This window comes from Martinezella sp. CNPSo 3732 (assembly GCF_057784515.1).
The window spans coordinates 99,062-117,116 of sequence record NZ_JBXSOO010000006.1 but is presented as its reverse complement, the minus strand read 5'-3'; the positions used below and the strand labels follow the sequence as shown (position 1 = coordinate 117,116).

Below are 18,055 nucleotides of genomic sequence, written 5' to 3'. Positions count from 1 at the left end.
TCTAATTTATCCCTATGATGATGTCAACGGAATCGAAAACCCGGCTTCACCCTTCATTTCAGCCTCGACTCGCGGGCTGACATCACTAAATAAAGGCAGACCCCAAAGGACCTGCATACGACGATGAGCGAATTGAAGACTATTTCCATACGTGGTGCGCGCGAGCACAATCTCAAGGGCATCGATCTTGACCTGCCACGCAACAAGCTGATCGTCATGACCGGCCTTTCGGGCTCCGGCAAGTCGTCTCTTGCTTTCGACACGATCTACGCCGAGGGACAGCGCCGCTATGTCGAAAGCCTTTCGGCCTATGCGCGCCAGTTCCTCGAAATGATGCAGAAGCCTGATGTCGACCAGATCGACGGTCTGTCACCGGCGATTTCGATCGAGCAGAAGACGACCTCGCGCAATCCGCGCTCGACGGTCGGCACGGTCACCGAAATCTACGACTATATGCGTCTGCTGTTTGCCCGCGTCGGCGTGCCTTATTCGCCGGTCACCGGCCTGCCGATCGAGAGCCAGACGGTTAGCCAGATGGTCGACCGCGTTCTCGCCTACGAGGAAGGCACAAGGCTTTATATTCTCGCGCCGCTCGTGCGCGGGCGTAAGGGTGAATACAAGAAGGAACTGGCGGAGCTCATGAAAAAGGGCTTCCAGCGCGTCAAGGTCGACGGCCAGTTCTACGAGATCGCCGATGTGCCGGCGCTCGACAAGAAGTACAAGCACGACATCGATGTCGTGGTCGACCGCATCGTCGTGCGTCCCGACATGGCGGCGCGTCTTGCCGACAGCTTCGAGACGTCATTGCGCCTTGCCGACGGTCTTGCGGTCGCGGAATTCGCCGACAAACCGCTGCCGCCGGAGGAGACCGCTGCCGGTGGTTCCGCCAACAAGTCGCTGAATGAAACGCATGAGCGCGTGCTGTTCTCGGAGAAATTCGCCTGCCCCGTTTCGGGCTTCACCATTCCGGAGATCGAACCCCGCCTATTCTCCTTCAACAACCCCTTCGGCGCCTGCCCGTCCTGTGACGGCCTGGGTTCGCAGCAGAAGATCGATCCGGAACTGATCGTGCCGGAGCCGGAACGAACATTACGCGATGGCGCGATCGCGCCTTGGGCCAAGTCGACCTCGCCCTATTACAATCAGACGCTGGAGGCGCTCGGCAAGCATTATGGCTTCAAGCTCGGCAACCGCTGGAATGAGCTGTCCGACAAGGCCAAGGATGTCATCCTCAACGGCACGGAAGACAAGATTGAATTCCATTATGCCGACGGTGCCCGCTCCTACACGACGCACAAGAATTTCGAAGGCATCGTGCCGAACCTCGAACGCCGCTGGAAGGAAACAGATTCAGCCTGGGCGCGCGAGGAGATCGAACGCTTCATGTCGGCAGCACCCTGCCCGGCCTGCAACGGCTATCGCCTGAAGCCGGAAGCCCTGGCGGTCAAGATCGACAAGCTGCACATCAGCCAGGTATCGGAGATGTCGATCCGCGTTGCTCGTGACTGGTTCGATGCATTGCCGGGTACTTTCACTGACAAGCAGAACGAGATTGCGGTCCGCATTCTCAAGGAAATCCGCGATCGCCTGCGCTTCCTCAACGATGTCGGCCTCGAATATCTGAGCCTGTCGCGCAATTCCGGCACGCTGTCCGGCGGCGAGAGCCAGCGCATTCGGCTGGCGTCACAGATCGGCTCGGGCCTTACCGGCGTTCTTTATGTGCTCGACGAGCCGTCGATCGGCCTGCATCAGCGCGACAATGCCCGCCTGCTGGAGACGTTGAAGCACCTGCGGGATATCGGCAACACCGTCATCGTCGTCGAGCATGACGAGGATGCGATCCTGACGGCCGATGATGTCGTCGATATCGGCCCAGCGGCCGGCGTCCATGGCGGCCAGGTGGTGGCGCATGGGACGCCGCAGGACATTATGGCGAACCCGAAGTCACTGACCGGTAAATATCTCTCCGGCGAGCTTGGCGTGCCGGTTCCGAACGAACGCCGCAAGCCCAAGAAGGGCAAGGAAATCAAGGTCGTCGGCGCACGGGGCAATAACCTCAAGAACGTTACGGCGTCCATCCCGCTCGGCGTTTTCACGGCCGTTACGGGCGTTTCCGGCGGCGGCAAGTCGACATTCCTGATCGAGACGCTTTACAAGTCGGCTGCGCGGCGCGTCATGGGCGCCCGCGAAATCCCGGCCGATCATGACCGCATCGACGGTTTCGAACATATCGACAAGGTGATCGACATCGATCAGTCGCCGATCGGCCGCACGCCGCGCTCAAATCCGGCGACCTATACCGGCGCATTCACGCCGATCCGCGACTGGTTTGCCGGCCTGCCGGAAGCCAAGGCACGCGGCTATCAGCCGGGCCGCTTCTCCTTCAACGTCAAGGGCGGCCGCTGCGAGGCCTGCCAGGGCGATGGTGTCATCAAGATCGAGATGCACTTCCTGCCCGATGTCTACGTTACCTGCGACGTCTGTCACGGCAAGCGCTATAACCGCGAAACCCTCGACGTCACCTTCAAGACCAAGTCGATCGCCGACGTGCTCGACATGACGGTCGAGGAAGGCGTCGATTTCTTTGCGGCCGTTCCCGCCGTGCGCGACAAGCTGCAGAGCCTGAAGGATGTCGGCCTCGGCTATATCAAGGTGGGACAACAGGCAAACACGCTTTCGGGTGGCGAGGCGCAGCGCGTCAAGCTAGCCAAGGAACTGTCGAAGCGATCGACGGGCCGCACGCTCTACATCCTCGACGAACCCACAACCGGGCTGCACTTCCACGATGTCGCCAAACTTCTGGAAATGCTGCATGAGCTGGTCAATCAAGGCAATTCCGTCGTGGTCATCGAGCACAATCTCGAAGTCATCAAGACTGCCGACTGGATCCTCGATTTCGGTCCGGAGGGCGGCGATGGCGGTGGCGAGATCGTGGCTGTCGGCACGCCGGAGGCGATCGTGAAGGAGAAGCGCTCCTATACGGGGCAATTCCTGAAAGAATTGCTGGAGCGGCGGCCGCTGAAGAAGGTTGCGGCGGCGGAGTGAGATTGACCCGGCCGAATGGCCAAGGAGGAGAGAATGACCAAAGCGGGCGAAATCCGCACAGGTATCGGCGGATGGACCTTCGAGCCGTGGCGCGGGACTTTCTATCCCGACACGCTGAAACAGAAGGACGAGCTGAATTATGCCAGCCGCCAGCTTAGGGTGATCGAGGTCAACGGCACCTATTACAGCACGCAGAAGCCTGAAGTGTTTGCCAAATGGGCCGCCGATGTCCCCAACGGCTTTATTTTCTCCCTGAAGGCGACGCGTTTCGTCACCAACCGCCGCGTCCTGGCCGAAGCGGGTGAGTCCATGCAGAAGTTTCTGGAGTCAGGTATCAGCGAACTCGGTGATCATCTCGGCCCCCTGCTTTGGCAGTTTGCGCCGACGAAGAAATTCGATCCGGATGATTTCGAGGCTTTCCTGAAGCTGCTGCCGGCGAAGCAGGATGGTCTTGCACTGAAACACGTCGTAGAAGTCCGGCACGATTCCTTCAAGGTGCCGGAGTTCGTCACGCTGCTCGAAAAATACAATGTCGCGCCCGTTTGCGCTGAGCATTTCGAATATCCGATGATTGCGGATGTCACGGCCGACTTCGTCTATGCCCGCCTGCAGAAGGGATCGGATGATATCGAGACCTGCTATCCGCCGAAGGATCTGAAAGCCTGGGCGGATCGCCTGAAAACATGGGCGAAAGGCAATGTGCCTGATGATCTGCCGCTGATCGATGCAAAGCGTAAGGTCAAGGCGGAACCGCGCGATGTCTTCGCCTTCATGATCCATGAGGGCAAGGTAAATGCGCCGCCCGGTGCGATCGCCTTGCAGCAGGAAGTGGCGAAATAGCACTATAGGGGTTTGACGGCTGCCACGAGGTCTTCGGCGGTCAGCCCCTTGCCGGCACGTTGGCCGGCAAGGCCATGCAGCCAGACGCCGGCGGCGGCCGCCTCGAATGCCGGCGCTCCCTGCGCCATCAGGCCGCCGACAATGCCGGCGAGCACATCGCCGGAGCCGGCCGTGGCAAGCCAGGGAGGCGCATTGGCATTGATCAGCGCGCGCCCGTCCGGAGCGGCGATCACGCTATCGGCACCCTTGTAGATGATGGCGGCATGGGCTCTGGCCGCCGCCGCCCTCGCCTTGTCGATCTTGCTCAGGCGTTCGTCCGCAGCAATATCGGGAAAAAGCCGCGCGAATTCCCCCTCATGCGGCGTCAGTACCAAACGTGTCGGTCCCTCGGCAAAGGCATCGAACAATCGCTTCGGCTCGTCGCGAAACGAGGTGATGCCGTCCGCATCGACTACCAAATGGCGATCCGCGAGCGCGAGGCAGAATTGCCGCGCCTTTTCACCGGCGCCGAAGCCAGGCCCAAGAACGAAGGTCGAAAGGCGTTTATCAGTAAGCCATTCGCGCAATGATGCTTCATCCGCGATGGCATGCAGCATGACTGCCGTCAGCAGGCCGGCATTGACATCAAGCGCCTCGGGCGGCGAGGCGATGGTGACGAGCCCTGCCCCAGCCTTTAGCCCGGCCATGGCGGACATGCGGGCGGCACCTGTCGCATTCGGCCCGCCAGAGAAAACGACGAGATGGCCTCGCTTGTATTTGTGCGTCTCGACGCCTGCCGAGGGTATGGCCGCCTGCCACTGTGCCGGCTCGTTTTCGGCGAGCGAGCGGTCGGCATGGGCGCGAACGATGCGGTCGGGAATGCCGATATCGAAGACCTCCAGCTCTCCGCACAGGTCGCGACCGGGCAAGAGAAGGTGGCCCGGCTTGCGCGTCATGAAGGTCACCGTGCGCGCGGCATGGAAGGCTGCACCGAGAATCTGGCCGCTGCGACCATCGAGACCAGACGGGAGATCGACTGAAATCACGGGAATATCCGCAGCCGCGACGCGCGCGATAGTGGCAGCAACGTCATCCGGAACCGGTCGTGAGAGACCCGCGCCGAAGATCGCATCGATCACGACGTCGCCAGCCAGTGGAATAAAGCCCTCGATCGTCTTGCCCTCGACCGGGCAATCAGCAAAGGCGTGGGCCGCATCGCCCTTGAGCCGCTGGGGATCGCCAAGATGGAAAAGCCGCACTTGGGCCCCGGCCCTTTTCAGCGCGCGCGCTGCCACATAACCGTCGCCACCATTGTTTCCCGGCCCGCAGAGAACGGCATATCGGACGGCTCCGGGAAAGTGCCGGAGCGCGACGGCAGCAACCGCCTGCCCTGCCTTCTCCATAAGCCCATAGGAATCAATGCCGGATGCGGCCGCAGCGCGATCGACGGCAGACATGGCATCAGGGGTGAGGAGCAGATCGGCGAGCGGCAACATCATGGCGGATATTATAGATGCGAAATCTGCCTCAAAAACAACCGCTATTACAGCGGCCATTTTGGTCGATAAATATGCATTTGCATAATAATTAAACAATAACATTCAAGGCCTTGCCGAAGCACAAACCTGCCGCGCATGGCTCTTTTTTGCGAAATTTTGCTTATCCCACGCATTTCCGCGCGAAATCGCTTCCATTTTTCCGAAAAATCCTCATCAATTCATCGTCTCGGTGCGAATTCGCCGAGATTTTTTACGGCGGTTCGTCCTCAATTGGCATGGTACGTGCATTACGTTGGCCGAGCGGGGAGTAGTCCTGCTGTATCAGGAGAAGCGGAGAGACATTTTCTCATGAAAAAGATCGAAGCGATCATTAAGCCCTTCAAGCTCGACGAAGTGAAGGAAGCCCTTCAGGAAGTCGGCCTGCAGGGCATCACCGTCACGGAAGCGAAGGGCTTCGGTCGTCAGAAGGGCCATACGGAGCTTTACCGTGGCGCCGAATACGTCGTCGACTTCCTGCCGAAGGTGAAGGTCGAAGTTGTATTGGCGGACGAAAATGCGGAAGCGGTGATCGAGGCCATCCGCAAGGCTGCGCAAACAGGCCGTATCGGCGACGGAAAGATTTTCGTTTCCAACGTGGAAGAAGTCATTCGAATCCGCACCGGTGAGACGGGTATCGACGCCATTTAATCTGCCCGGCCCATTCTCGGCCGCGGCTCGTTTAATCGTCATCTAAGTCAAGGGAAGTAATTTAATGACGACCGCAAGCGAAATTTTGAAACAAATCAAGGATAACGACGTCAAGTTCGTTGACCTGCGCTTTACGGATCCCAAGGGCAAGCTGCAGCACCTGACGATGGATATCGTCTGTGTGGACGAGGACATGTTCGCCGATGGCGTCATGTTCGACGGCTCCTCGATTGCCGGTTGGAAGGCCATCAACGAATCCGACATGGTGCTGATGCCCGACCCGGATACGGTTCACATGGACCCGTTCTTCGCGCAGTCCACCATGGTCATCCTCTGCGACATCCTCGATCCGGTCTCCGGCGAAGCCTATAACCGCGATCCGCGCGGCACCGCCAAAAAGGCCGAAGCCTATCTGAAGGCCTCCGGCATCGGCGACACCGCCTTCTTCGGCCCGGAAGCCGAATTCTTCGTCTTCGATGACGTGAAGTACAAGGCCGATCCCTACAACACCGGCTTCAAGCTCGACTCCAGCGAACTGCCGTCCAACGACGACACCGACTATGAGACCGGCAACCTCGGCCACCGTCCGCGCATCAAGGGCGGCTACTTCCCGGTCCCGCCGATCGACAGCTGCCAAGACATGCGCTCCGAAATGCTGACGGTTCTCACCGAAATGGGCGTCGTCGTCGAAAAGCATCACCATGAAGTCGCCGCCGCCCAGCACGAGCTCGGCATCAAGTTCGACACGCTGGTGCGCAACGCCGATAAGATGCAGATCTATAAGTATGTGGTGCATCAGGTCGCCAATGCCTACGGCAAGACGGCAACCTTCATGCCGAAGCCGATCTTCGGCGACAACGGCTCGGGCATGCACGTTCACCAGTCGATCTGGAAGGGCGGCAAGCCGACCTTCGCCGGCGACGAATATGCAGGTCTGTCCGAGAGCTGCCTCTATTACATCGGCGGCATCATCAAGCATGCCAAGGCGATCAATGCCTTCACCAACCCGTCGACGAACTCTTACAAGCGTCTCGTCCCGGGCTATGAAGCTCCGGTTCTGCTTGCCTATTCGGCTCGCAACCGTTCCGCCTCCTGCCGCATTCCGTTCGGCTCGAACCCGAAGGCAAAGCGCGTCGAAGTCCGCTTCCCTGACCCGACCGCCAACCCCTACCTCGGTTTCGCCGCCATGCTGATGGCTGGCCTCGATGGCATCAAGAACAAGATCCATCCCGGCAAGGCCATGGACAAGGATCTCTACGATCTGCCGCCGAAGGAGCTGAAGAAGATCCCGACTGTGTGCGGCTCGCTGCGCGAAGCGCTGGAAAGCCTGGACAAGGACCGCAAGTTCCTGACCGCTGGCGGCGTTTTCGACGACGATCAGATCGATGCCTTCATCGAACTGAAGATGCAGGAAGTCATGCGCTTCGAAATGACCCCGCATCCGGTCGAATACGACATGTACTATTCGGTCTGATACAAGTTACGAAAGCCCCGGCCTTGCCGGGGCTTTCTTCATAATGAGGAAGCCGGTGGCAGGCGTCCCTCCAAATATCGTTTTCACATTGAGCTGTTGCTCGGCGCAGAACTGAGCCGAATGTGACAGTTCAATGAAGGAATGGGGGCAAAATCCTTGATATCAGTGGTGAAAGTCACCACATGATTGCTTGAAAGGAAGTCGTGCCATGAAACAACGAAACGCAAAATTCAATATTGGCGACGTGGTTCGACACCGGATGTTCCCCTTCCGCGGTGTCATCTTCGATGTCGATCCGGAATTCGCAAATACAGAGGAATGGTGGAATTCCATTCCTGCGGAAGTGCGTCCCGATAAGGACCAGCCCTTCTATCACCTTCTCGCCGAAAACGACGAGACGGAATATGTCGCATACGTATCGGAGCAGAACCTCATCAACGATGAGAGCGGCGTTCCCCTGCGCAATCCGCAGGTCGCTCAGATCTTCGACCAGGCCCCGACCGGGCAGCTCAAGCCCAAGATGAGCTTTGCCCATTAAACGCGGGTAAAATATATCCTATTCCAAAGGGAAGGCGCTCCCAACGCCTTCCCTTTTTATTTGGCTTCCGAGCATCGCATGCCGTCCTCTACGCAAAGAAAAAGCCCGGAGCGCTCCGGGCTTTTTCTCATGAAAGGAGACTATCGTCAGCTTACTGCTGCTTGGCAGCCTTCTGCGCGTCTTCGAGCTTCTTGCGAGCTTCCTCGGCCTTTTTCTGCATGCTGTCCTGCAGGCTCTTCTGGCTTTCGGCAAGTTTGCTGTCGGAGATCGCCGGGCCGTCGAAAGCGGCGCCGAAGCCGGTCAGCGAGATCTTGATCGGGTTCGGAGCGCGACGGAAGTTCACCGAGGTGAAGGTGACGTCGGTGCCCTTCTTCAGCGAGGCGATCATCGCGTCCGTGACGGGGACTTCCGCGGTGCACTTGTCCGGAAGGCAGACGGCGTAATCGAGCTTCTGGCCCTTGCCGCCATCGACCTGCATGGTGATGCCCGGCGGAATGAGGCGAGCCGTCGGAACGGAGATCTGCAGGATCTTGCGGTTGACCTTGCCATCGACGGAGATGAGGCCGACAGCCGTCACGAGCTGGCCGTTGTTGGCCATGATCAGGTTCTGCACGATGCAGATATCGGCATCGTCCTGCTTGGTGCAGGTCTTGTACCAGCCCAGACGCGGCTGGTTGGGGTCACCACCGCCATCGGCCGGAGCTGCGTTGGACGCATCCTGCGCGAAAGCGGCAGCCGGCATGGCCGCGCCAATCATGAGAGCCAGAGCAGAGAGACCTGCCCGCATTTTGTTGTCAGTCTTGAACATCATAGCGAAACCGCCTCCTGAAATCCGCTTCGGGACGACAGCGCGCCGTCCCATGCAATTCGGGTCAAACCGTCGTCCACCTGTCGAATGAATAAGGCAAATACATGACCCGAGAAACCCGGCACCCCTGTTACATCGCACTGGCACGGATATCCAGCTTTTCTTTGGCCTTTTCCGCCAAGTCCTAAGATTTCCGCAGTCGCGTGTTGAATTCGGCACGCTCGTGATAATGTTCGGCCGAATCGTACCCTTCCCGGAAAGGATGCCATGCAAGCGCTCCGGATCGCTGCCTTCCTGTTCTTCGCAACCTTGTGCAACGCCGCGGCGGCTCAGCCGCTTTACGGCATCGCCATGCACGGAGATCCGGCGTTGCCGGCAGACTACAAGCATTTCCCTTACGTCAATCCGGATGTCAAAAAGGGCGGCCGCGTCAGCTATGGCGTCGTCGGCACTTTCGACAATCTCAATCCCTTCATCCTGAAAAGCATGCGCACGACCGCACGCGGTATGTGGGACCCGGAATACGGCAATCTCCTCTACGAGTCGCTGATGGTGCGTTCGCGCGACGAGCCCTTCACCCTTTACGGTTTGCTGGCGCAGACGGTCGAATGGGACGAAAGCAGGAGTTTCATCCGATTCAACCTCAATCCCGATGCCAAATGGTCGGACGGGCAGCCCGTAACGTCGGAAGATGTGATCTTCACATTCCAGTTGCTGCGCGACAAAGGTCGCGTGCCATTTTCATCCTGGCTTGAGACCATCGACGGCATGGAAAAAGTCGGCGAGCGCAGCGTATTGATCCGCTTCAACGCGAAGGCCAATCGCGAAACGCCGCTAATCATCGCCTCGTCGCTGCCGATTCTGCCGAAGCACGCCGTCGATCCCGATGGTTTCGACCAGACTTCGCTTCGTATTCCCGTCGGTTCCGGCCCCTACAGGATCAAAAGTATCGATCCCGGCCAGCGCATCGTCTTCGAGCGCCGTAACGACTATTGGGGCAAGAATCTCCCGTCAAAAATCGGCATCGACAATTATGATGAGATCGCCGTCAATTATTTCCTGCAGGACACCACTCTGTTCGAAGCCTTCAAGAAAGGCGATGTCGATATTTATCCGGACGGTAGCCCCAGTCATTGGCAGCAGGCTTATAATTTCCCAGCAGTAACCTCCGGCGTCATCGTCAAGGAGACCTTCAGGCCGAAAACGCCAAGCGGCATGCTCGGTTTCGTCTTCAATACGCGGCGGTCGATGTTTGCCGACAAGAATGTGCGCAAGGGACTGACGCTTGCCTTCGATTTCGAATGGATGAACCGCAATCTCTACTCGGGCGCCTACCAGCGCACGCAGAGCTATTGGCAGAATTCTGATCTTTCATCCTTCGGTGTTCCTGCGGATGCACATGAACTCGCGATGTTGGGTCCGATCAAGGACCGCATCGATCCAGACGTGCTCGACGGCACCTATAAGCTACCCGTCAGCGATGGTTCCGGACGCGACCGCAAGATCTTGCGCAGGGCGGTAGCGCTGCTGAAGGAGGGTGGCTATACGATCCGCGGCGAGAAGATGGTCGATAAGAGCGGTCGGCAACTCAGCTTCGAGATATTGACGCAGAATGCAGACCAGGAGCGCATCGCGATCCCTTACCGACGGTCTCTGGAACTGCTTGGCATCGCGGTGACGATTCGTACGGTCGACGATTCGCAGTATCAGCTCCGGACGATCAACTACGACTACGACATGATCATCAAATCCTACCCCTCGTCGTTGTCGCCGGGAATCGAACAGGTGGCGCGATGGGGTTCCGCCGCCGCGAAAATGCCGGGCAGCTTCAACTTTGCCCTCGTCGAAGATCCCGACGTAGATACGTTGATATCGCATTTTCTGACGGCACACTCAGCCGAGGATTTCCGCGACGCCGTGCGTTCGTTCGATCGGATGCTGATCTCCGGCTATTATCTTGTGCCGCTCTATCATGTCGATCAGCAATGGGCTGCGCGGCGCAGCCGCATCGATCATCCCGCGGCTTTGCCGCTCTATGGCTACTATTTACCCGCGTGGTGGGACGCCTCGGCGCAATAGCATCGCAATGGTTCCCTTTTGGTAACCGGTTGAAGCCATCGGTGCAAAGGCCTAGATGGAGGAGAACAGCCCGAAAACCGAAAGGATGAAACCATGGAACGCATCACGATCGACATCGTCTCGGACGTCGTCTGCCCATGGTGCTATCTCGGCAAGGCCCGCCTGGAGCTGGCGATTGCCGAGGTACAGGACGAAGTAGGCGTCGACCTCAACTGGCGGCCCTATCGGCTCAATCCCGACTATCCGCCCGAAGGCGTCGACCAGAAAAAGGCGCTCGAGCAGAAGCTCGGCGGCGCGGAACGTGTGGCGCAGGGCCACAAGATGCTCACCGAGCTCGGCCGTGAAGTGGGCATCAAGTTCGATTTCGACGCCATCAAGATCGGTCCGAACACGCTAGACGCCCATCGCCTCATCCATTGGTCCGTCACCGAAAGCCGCGAAAAACAGGACAAGGTGGTGGATGCCCTCTTCAAGGCGAATTTCGAACAAGGCCGCAATGTCGGCGATCATGCCGTGCTGCTCGACATTGCCGAAGAAGCGGGGCTCGACCGCTCGGTCATATCAACGCTGCTGGCCTCGGAGGCGGATCGCGATCTGATCATCGGCGAAATTGACGCCGCCCAGAAGATCGGCGTCAACGGAGTGCCCTTCTTCATCTTCGACCAGCAATATGCGGTCAGCGGCGCGCAGACGCCCGATGTGCTCGCCGAAGCCTTGCGCGACATCGCCAAGATGAAAACGGAAGCACGGGCGGGGATGAACTAAGCGGGATTCCGCCTTTTCGATCATAGCAAGAGCTTCCGCGATCTGCGATTCGCGGAAGTAGCCGCGTCATACCGGCATCAGGTTTTTGCCAGTAATCCCGAAGCCATCGCCCGGAAGGCCTCTATCGCTTTGGGCAGCACTTCCGCCGGGTCATCGCTGGCAGCAACCCAAAGGGCAGCATTCAGCGCTGCGCCGGAAATGAGCCGGGCAGCCGCCTCGGGATCGACCGGCTTGACCACCTCTTGTTCCAGAAGTTTTGAGACTGTCTGCCGGGTGCCGGCGAGGCAGCTATTCTGACTTGGCCATTTCGACGGATCGCCCAAAACAGCCGGCCCGTCGAGCAGGACGATGCGCTGGACCTCGGGCTCAAGCGCCATCTTGATATAGGCTTCACCTTCCGCAAGCAGGCCTTGCCAGTCATCACCCGCCTGTACGCCGATCTCCCTCGCCCGTAGCGCCAGTTCGTTGTCGATCTGATCGACGACGGCGGCGAGCAATCCGCGCTTGTCGCCGAAATTATGATAGAGGGCGCCCCTCGTCAGGCCGACATCCGCCGTCAATTCATCCATCGAAGCCGCCGCAAATCCTTTCTCCGCGAAGGCTTTCCGCGCGGCGACAATCAGCTTGTTACGATTTTCTTCCATCGTTTCCAGGCGTTTTGCCATATTAGCCTCAATTTCACATACGTTTCGTATTTGAAATATTGACATACGCCGCGCATATGAATATTTCACATACACGCCGTATATCAAATCAGACGGCGGATTGGAAGCCTCGCGCCAGCTTGCATCCTTCCCATCTTTTCACGTCAACACGAATGAGAGCCGATACCATGACGACACGTAACGCAATCTTCCCGAAGAACAGGCATGCGCTTTATGAGGAGCATGGCTATTCCGCAGCAATCCGCTCCGGCGATCTGCTGTTTGTCTCCGGCCAGGTCGGCAGCCGCGCCGACGGAAGCCCGGAGCCTGATTTCGAGAAGCAGGTTCAACTTGCCTTCGACAATCTGAAAACAACCCTGGAAGCCGCAGGCTGCACCTTCGATGACATCATCGATGTCACCACCTTCCACACCGATCCGGAGCGGCAGTTCGGCGCTATCATGACCGTCAAGAACCAGATCTTCACCGAAAAGCCCTACCCGAACTGGACGGCGATCGGCGTCAACTGGCTGGCGGGCTTCGATTTCGAAATCAAAGTCATCGCGCGCATTCCGGATGTTGGGGAGATGCGCGAGCCGCAGGCGGCTTGAGGGTATGATCAGATTTCAGCCCGCAGCGGAAAATGACCGTCGCGGGCTGGGCGTGGCCCTCAAAGCTAAATTTACGCGGCCGCGCTTCAAGCCGTTGCGAGATGTGCGGAAGTCGCTAATTTTCTTTGTCGATGAAACTGCGGATTTCGATGATGAACGTTTCCACCCGCCCCGATCTGAGCGATATAACACTGGGAGACTGGGTGGATCGCCGCTTGCCTGCGGCGTTGAGACCCTACACGCGACTTGCGCGGCTGGATCGGCCCGTTGGCATTTGGCTCACGCTTTTTCCCTGCTGGGCAGCGCTCATCCAAGCCTCACATGGCTTTCCAGATCTCAGACAGCTGGCCATCTTCTCGCTGGGCGCATTGCTGATGAGAAGCGCAGGCTCGACCGTCAACGACATTGCAGATCGGAAATTCGACGGCCATGTCGAGCGAACCCGCTTCCGCCCCTTGGCCAGCGGAGAGATCGGCGTGCGGCAGGCCGTGCTGTTTCTTGCCGCGGAACTGGCACTGGCCGCCTCGCTGTTATTCTTTCTGACGCCTTGGACGCGCCTCGTCGCGATTAGTGTCTTGCCGCTCGTGTTTGTTTATCCGCTCTGCAAGCGTTTCACATATTGGCCCCAGGCCATTCTTGGTGCGGCATTCAATTGGGGAATGCTGATGGCCTGGTCGGAAGTCACAGGCGCGATTCCCCTCGGTGCGGTTCTGATGTGGCTTGGAGCTATCGCCTGGCAGATCGGATACGATACCGTCTATGCTTATGTCGACGTTCGCGACGATGCGCGACTGGGCTTGAAATCGACCGCCATCCTATTCGGCAACCGCGGCAAAGCATGTATCGGCCTGTTCTATGCCATTGCCATCGTGGCATGGTCCGCCGGCGGGTGGCTGACGGGCATGTCATTGCCCTATGTCGTCGGAATGTTCGTCATCGCCGTGCATCTCGGCTGGCAGACCTGGCGCCTCGATCTCTCACGCCCCGAGATCAATTACCGACTGTTTTTAGCGAACATTCTAACGGGTATGTTGCTGGCCGCAGCGGCCTTTGCCGGAACTCTGTAAGCCGCGCCAAAAGGAAGAGATCCGGATTTTCAGCTCAGAGCCCACCTTCTATTTCGCCAATTCCGCCAGTTGCGTCATGACCACAGCCGCCCCTTGCAGCCGCTTTTCTGGTGTCGGCAGATCGCGCGTCAGGAACACGCTTTGGTCTGGGCGGATTTTGGCCATCGTGCCCTGCTTGGCGATATAGCCGACGAGGTTGGCAGGGTTCGGGAATTCCTTATTGCGGAACTGCACGACCACGCCCTTCGGGCCGGCATCCAGCTTCTCGACATTGGCGATGCGGCAGAGCGACTTGATGTAAACGATCTTGAGGAGGTGTTGCACCTCTATCGGCAACGGGCCGAACCGGTCGATCATCTCGGCACCGAAACTATCGATTTCCTTCAGCTCGGTAATCTCGCCGAGGCGGCGATAGAGCGCCATGCGCAGATGCAGGTCGGGCACGTAGTCGTCGGGGATCATGACAGGCGTACCGACGGAGATCTGCGGCGACCAGCCGGTATCCTGGATTTCGTCGACGCCCTTGACCTCGGCGACCGCCTCCTCGAGCATCTGCTGGTAGAGCTCGAAGCCGACTTCCTTGATGTGACCGGATTGCTCCTCGCCCAGCAGATTGCCGGCGCCGCGGATATCGAGATCGTGGCTTGCCAGCTGGAAGCCTGCGCCGAGCGTATCCAGCGACTGCAGCACCTTGAGCCGGCGTTCTGCGGTCGTGGTCAGCACCTTGTTGACCGGCAGAGTGAACAACGCGAAGGCGCGCACTTTCGACCGACCGACGCGGCCACGCAGCTGGTAGAGCTGGGCCAAGCCGAACATATCAGCGCGATGGACAATCAACGTATTGGCCGTCGGCACGTCGAGGCCGGATTCGACGATGGTCGTCGACAGCAGCACATCATAGCGGCCTTCATAGAAGGCGTTCATGATGTCTTCCAGCTCGCCGGCCGGCATCTGGCCATGGGCGACGGCCACTTTCAGCTCCGGCACATCCGACTGCAGGAAGGCGTGGATATCGGCGAGATCGGCCAGACGCGGACAGACATAGAAGCTTTGCCCACCGCGATAATGCTCGCGCATCAGCGTTTCGCGAATCACAAGGGAATCGAAAGGGGAAATGAAGGTGCGCACCGCCATGCGGTCGACCGGCGGCGTGGTGATGAGCGACAGTTCGCGTACACCGGTCATCGCAAGCTGCAAGGTGCGCGGGATCGGCGTCGCCGACAGCGTCAGCACATGCACGTCGCTTTTCAGTTCCTTAAGGCGCTCCTTGTGCTTGACGCCAAAATGCTGCTCCTCATCGATGACGAGCAGGCCGAGATTGGCGAACTTGATGCCGGCGCCAAGCAGCGCGTGGGTACCGACAACGATATCGGTCTTGCCTTCGGCGACTTCCTTCTTAGTGAGCGCCAGTTCCTTGGAACCGACCAGACGAGATGCCTGCTGAATGCGGATCGGCAGACCGCGGAAGCGCTCGGAAAAGGTCTTGAAATGCTGGCGCGAAAGCAGCGTCGTCGGCACGACGACGGCGACCTGCACGCCGTTCATGGCAGCGACAAAGGCTGCACGCAGCGCCACTTCGGTCTTGCCGAAGCCGACGTCGCCGCAGACGAGGCGATCCATCGGCCGGCCGGCGCCGAGATCCTCGCGCACCGCCTCGATGGCGTTCATCTGGTCGTCGGTCTCGTCATAAGGGAAGCGCGCGGCAAACTCGTCATAGAGACCATCCGGCGTGCTGAGCACCGGCGCGTGGCGCGTCAGGCGTTCGGCCGCGACGCGGATCAAGTCACCAGCGATATCCAAAAGGCGCTTCTTGAGCTTCGCCTTGCGCATCTGCCATGCGCCGCCGCCGAGCTTGTCGAGCTGCGCCTCGGTACCCTCGCCGCCAAAGCGCGAGAGCAGATCGATGTTTTCGACCGGCAGGAACAGCTTGGCATCGTCGGCATATTGCAGTTCAAGACAGGCGTGTGGCGCGCCGGCTGCTTCGATGGTCCTGAGGCCAACGAAACGGCCGATACCGTGCTCGGCATGAACGACGATCGAACCTTCGTCCAGGCCCGCCACTTCCGAGATGAAATCGGCAGCGCGCTTGCGACGCTTAGAGCGGCGCACCATGCGGTCGCCGAGAATATCCTGCTCACCGATGACGATGAGATCGCCGGCCTCGAAACCGGCTTCGAGGCTGAGCACGGCGGCAGCCGCCTCACCCTTCGCCAGGCCGCCAAGGTCCTTGAAGGCCTCGATCGTCTTGACGCGCGCCAGCCCGTGCTCGGAGAGCACCTGTAGGAGACGATCGAGCGATCCTTCGGTCCAGGCGGAAATCAGCACCTTACCGCCCGCCGCCCGCTTGTCGGCAATATGCTTGACAACCGCATCGAAGACGTTGACGCGCTCGCTATCGGTTGTGTCGGTCGCTGACCGCGCCCAGCGCGGGCCCTGACGGGCATCAAGCTCGATGACGCGACGCGCCTCGCCCTCGTGCTCGTTGAAGGGCGAGATACGAATGGCGCCGAAGGCATCGAGCGCGTTGCCGAAAGCCTTGCCATCAAGATAGAGCTGGCCGGGCGTGACCGGCTTATAGGGCGTGCCCTGTGCCATTTGCCCCTTGGCCTGCTGGCCGGATTGAAGGCGTGCGTCGTAATAATCGAAGACGAGCTTGGAGCGCTCCTCTGCCGCCTCGCGCACGGTGTGATCCGTCACCAGCCGGAAGCCTTTAAGATAATCGAAGACCGTCTCGAGCTTCTCATAGAAGAGCGGAAGCCAATGTTCCATGCCGGCATAGCGGCGACCTTCGGACACGGCGACATAAAGCGCATCGTCACGCGTAGCAGCGCCGAAGGCGGAGAGATAATTCTTGCGGAAACGGCTGATCGTATCCGGCGTCAGCGTCACTTCGCTCATCGGATTGAGATCAAGCAAACGCACCTGCCCTGTCGTGCGCTGGCTTGCCGGATCGAAGCTGCGGATGCTCTCCAGCGTATCGCCGAAAAAATCCAGGCGCACCGGCTCTTCCGTGCCTGGAACGAAAACGTCGAGAATGCCGCCGCGAACGGCGTATTCGCCGACCTCACGCACGGTTGCGACACGATCGAAACCGTTGCGTTCCAGACGGGCCGCGATATCGTCCATCCGGACCTGGTTACCCGGTCGGGCAGAAAAAGCCAGGCTTTCGATGATGTCCTGCGGTGCCACCTTCTGCAGCATGGCGTTGACGGTCACCAGCACGATCGCCGCATGTGGCTTGCGATGATGCGCGATCAGGCCGGACAAAGCCGCCAAGCGCCGGGCCGAGGTGTCGGAGCTCGGGGAAACACGGTCGTATGGAAGGCAATCCCAGGCCGGCAGAGTGAGAACCGGAATTTCGGGCGCGATGAAGCCAAGCATCTGTTCGACATCGGCCATGTGCTGCCCGTCGGACATGACATAGGCGACCGGCTGACCGGCCTTTGCCATCTCGGCGATCAGGAACGGCTCCAGACCAGCCGGAACATGACCGATCGTCATCGGCTCACTTGCGGCGAGCAGCTTCTTCGCGTCGAAACCGGGGATCATTTCGTTAATCCGAACCTTTCGGCGATCTCTTCGAAATCGGGCTTGTAGGATGCCAGCCGCTCAAAGAGCGGTGTGCGCAGATGCTGCGGCGTCGGCTCACTACCGAGGATCCATTTAAGAAGATCGTTGTCCTCTTCGGCCATGATGCGCTCGAGCTCATCAAGATCGGCTTCAGCGAGGCCCGGCAACTCGTTATCGGCAAACTGGCCGAAAACCAGATCCATCTCGCGGATGCCGCGATGCCAGCAACGGAAAAGGATGCGCCGACGGCGAGGATCGAGATCGGCACTGCTGAGGGTCAGCCCAGTCATCAAAAACACCTTTATGTTGATGCGTCTCTATAAAACCAGCGCTCAAAGGTGGGAACCGGTTTTTCAGAAAAAAGCACCTGTGATGCAATTTTCCGGGGAGTGTTGACCTCAAAGAGATCGAGTTCTTCGCTGCCCCTTGCCAAATGCGCCCTGCCCGTC

At 59.2% G+C, this 18,055-nt stretch carries 14 protein-coding genes; 9 read left to right on the top strand and 5 right to left on the bottom strand.

Going from position 1 to position 18,055, the window contains the following annotated elements; genetic code table 11:
* The first annotated feature begins 123 nt into the window (after window positions 1–123).
* Window positions 124–3,045 carry an excinuclease ABC subunit UvrA gene (gene uvrA / locus AC13RM_RS14095; RefSeq protein ID WP_488555202.1) on the top strand — a complete coding sequence of 974 codons (2,922 nt, stop codon included), beginning with the start codon at window positions 124–126 and terminating at the stop codon, window positions 3,043–3,045.
* A 33-nt stretch (window positions 3,046–3,078) separates the two neighbouring features.
* Window positions 3,079–3,885, top strand: a complete 807-nt coding sequence (locus tag AC13RM_RS14090) for a DUF72 domain-containing protein (protein ID WP_488555201.1) — start codon at window positions 3,079–3,081, stop codon at window positions 3,883–3,885.
* Window positions 3,886–3,887: 2 nt separating this feature from the next.
* Here AC13RM_RS14090 and AC13RM_RS14085 read toward each other — a convergent pair whose 3' ends face one another.
* Window positions 3,888–5,363, bottom strand: coding sequence for an NAD(P)H-hydrate dehydratase (locus AC13RM_RS14085; RefSeq protein ID WP_488555200.1), 1,476 nt, complete (start codon window positions 5,361–5,363; stop codon window positions 3,888–3,890).
* A gap of 348 nt (window positions 5,364–5,711) precedes the next feature.
* On the opposite strand from AC13RM_RS14085, the gene AC13RM_RS14080 reads away from it, so the two are divergent.
* The 3 genes from AC13RM_RS14080 to hspQ all read left to right on the top strand — a co-directional run bounded on the left by AC13RM_RS14080 (window position 5,712) and on the right by hspQ (window position 8,062).
* Window positions 5,712–6,050, top strand: a complete 339-nt coding sequence (locus tag AC13RM_RS14080; RefSeq protein WP_015339877.1) for a P-II family nitrogen regulator — start codon at window positions 5,712–5,714, stop codon at window positions 6,048–6,050.
* 64 nt (window positions 6,051–6,114) lie between these two features.
* Window positions 6,115–7,524 (top strand): type I glutamate--ammonia ligase, encoded by a 1,410-nt coding sequence (glnA, locus tag AC13RM_RS14075; protein WP_113229899.1) that lies wholly within the window; start codon window positions 6,115–6,117, stop codon window positions 7,522–7,524.
* Between the two features lie 208 nt (window positions 7,525–7,732).
* Window positions 7,733–8,062, top strand: coding sequence for a heat shock protein HspQ (gene hspQ / locus AC13RM_RS14070; protein WP_069612159.1), 330 nt, complete (start codon window positions 7,733–7,735; stop codon window positions 8,060–8,062).
* Window positions 8,063–8,213: 151 nt separating this feature from the next.
* Here hspQ and AC13RM_RS14065 read toward each other — a convergent pair whose 3' ends face one another.
* On the bottom strand, window positions 8,214–8,873 hold the full coding sequence (locus AC13RM_RS14065) for an invasion associated locus B family protein (protein WP_047633354.1): 660 nt from the start codon (window positions 8,871–8,873) through the stop codon (window positions 8,214–8,216).
* 264 nt (window positions 8,874–9,137) lie between these two features.
* On the opposite strand from AC13RM_RS14065, the gene AC13RM_RS14060 reads away from it, so the two are divergent.
* Window positions 9,138–10,949, top strand: coding sequence for an extracellular solute-binding protein (locus tag AC13RM_RS14060; protein WP_488555199.1), 1,812 nt, complete (start codon window positions 9,138–9,140; stop codon window positions 10,947–10,949).
* Window positions 10,950–11,042: 93 nt separating this feature from the next.
* Window positions 11,043–11,714 carry a DsbA family oxidoreductase gene (locus AC13RM_RS14055; protein ID WP_374821593.1) on the top strand — a complete coding sequence of 224 codons (672 nt, stop codon included), beginning with the start codon at window positions 11,043–11,045 and terminating at the stop codon, window positions 11,712–11,714.
* A gap of 77 nt (window positions 11,715–11,791) precedes the next feature.
* Here the strand turns inward: AC13RM_RS14055 and AC13RM_RS14050 are convergent, their stop codons facing one another.
* Window positions 11,792–12,379, bottom strand: coding sequence for a TetR/AcrR family transcriptional regulator (locus AC13RM_RS14050; RefSeq protein ID WP_374821596.1), 588 nt, complete (start codon window positions 12,377–12,379; stop codon window positions 11,792–11,794).
* A gap of 167 nt (window positions 12,380–12,546) precedes the next feature.
* Here AC13RM_RS14050 and AC13RM_RS14045 point away from each other — a divergent pair, with 167 nt between their 5' ends.
* A complete protein-coding gene (locus AC13RM_RS14045; protein ID WP_113233459.1) occupies window positions 12,547–12,969 on the top strand; it encodes a RidA family protein in 423 nt (140 codons plus the stop codon).
* A 152-nt stretch (window positions 12,970–13,121) separates the two neighbouring features.
* Window positions 13,122–14,036: a 4-hydroxybenzoate octaprenyltransferase gene (ubiA, locus tag AC13RM_RS14040; protein ID WP_374821599.1), complete on the top strand. Its 915-nt coding sequence runs from the start codon at window positions 13,122–13,124 to the stop codon at window positions 14,034–14,036.
* 48 nt (window positions 14,037–14,084) lie between these two features.
* Here the strand turns inward: ubiA and mfd are convergent, their stop codons facing one another.
* Together mfd and AC13RM_RS14030 are read right to left on the bottom strand one after the other, a co-directional pair.
* Window positions 14,085–17,585: a transcription-repair coupling factor gene (mfd, locus tag AC13RM_RS14035; RefSeq protein WP_374821602.1), complete on the bottom strand. Its 3,501-nt coding sequence runs from the start codon at window positions 17,583–17,585 to the stop codon at window positions 14,085–14,087.
* Entirely contained in the window at window positions 17,582–17,896 is a 315-nt protein-coding gene (locus tag AC13RM_RS14030; protein WP_183871162.1) for an FAD assembly factor SdhE, read from the bottom strand. Before AC13RM_RS14030 ends, mfd begins: the two co-directional genes overlap by 4 nt.
* Between the last annotated feature and the right edge of the window lie 159 nt (window positions 17,897–18,055).

Coding starts and splice junctions, on each gene's coding strand:
- uvrA (WP_488555202.1), top strand. CDS start 124: ATGAGCGAATTGAAGACTATTTCCATACGTGGTGCGCGCGAGCACAAT.
- AC13RM_RS14090 (WP_488555201.1), top strand. CDS start 3,079: ATGACCAAAGCGGGCGAAATCCGCACAGGTATCGGCGGATGGACCTTC.
- AC13RM_RS14085 (WP_488555200.1), bottom strand. CDS start 5,363: ATGATGTTGCCGCTCGCCGATCTGCTCCTCACCCCTGATGCCATGTCT.
- AC13RM_RS14080 (WP_015339877.1), top strand. CDS start 5,712: ATGAAAAAGATCGAAGCGATCATTAAGCCCTTCAAGCTCGACGAAGTG.
- glnA (WP_113229899.1), top strand. CDS start 6,115: ATGACGACCGCAAGCGAAATTTTGAAACAAATCAAGGATAACGACGTC.
- hspQ (WP_069612159.1), top strand. CDS start 7,733: ATGAAACAACGAAACGCAAAATTCAATATTGGCGACGTGGTTCGACAC.
- AC13RM_RS14065 (WP_047633354.1), bottom strand. CDS start 8,873: ATGATGTTCAAGACTGACAACAAAATGCGGGCAGGTCTCTCTGCTCTG.
- AC13RM_RS14060 (WP_488555199.1), top strand. CDS start 9,138: ATGCAAGCGCTCCGGATCGCTGCCTTCCTGTTCTTCGCAACCTTGTGC.
- AC13RM_RS14055 (WP_374821593.1), top strand. CDS start 11,043: ATGGAACGCATCACGATCGACATCGTCTCGGACGTCGTCTGCCCATGG.
- AC13RM_RS14050 (WP_374821596.1), bottom strand. CDS start 12,379: ATGGCAAAACGCCTGGAAACGATGGAAGAAAATCGTAACAAGCTGATT.
- AC13RM_RS14045 (WP_113233459.1), top strand. CDS start 12,547: ATGACGACACGTAACGCAATCTTCCCGAAGAACAGGCATGCGCTTTAT.
- ubiA (WP_374821599.1), top strand. CDS start 13,122: ATGAACGTTTCCACCCGCCCCGATCTGAGCGATATAACACTGGGAGAC.
- mfd (WP_374821602.1), bottom strand. CDS start 17,585: ATGATCCCCGGTTTCGACGCGAAGAAGCTGCTCGCCGCAAGTGAGCCG.
- AC13RM_RS14030 (WP_183871162.1), bottom strand. CDS start 17,896: ATGACTGGGCTGACCCTCAGCAGTGCCGATCTCGATCCTCGCCGTCGG.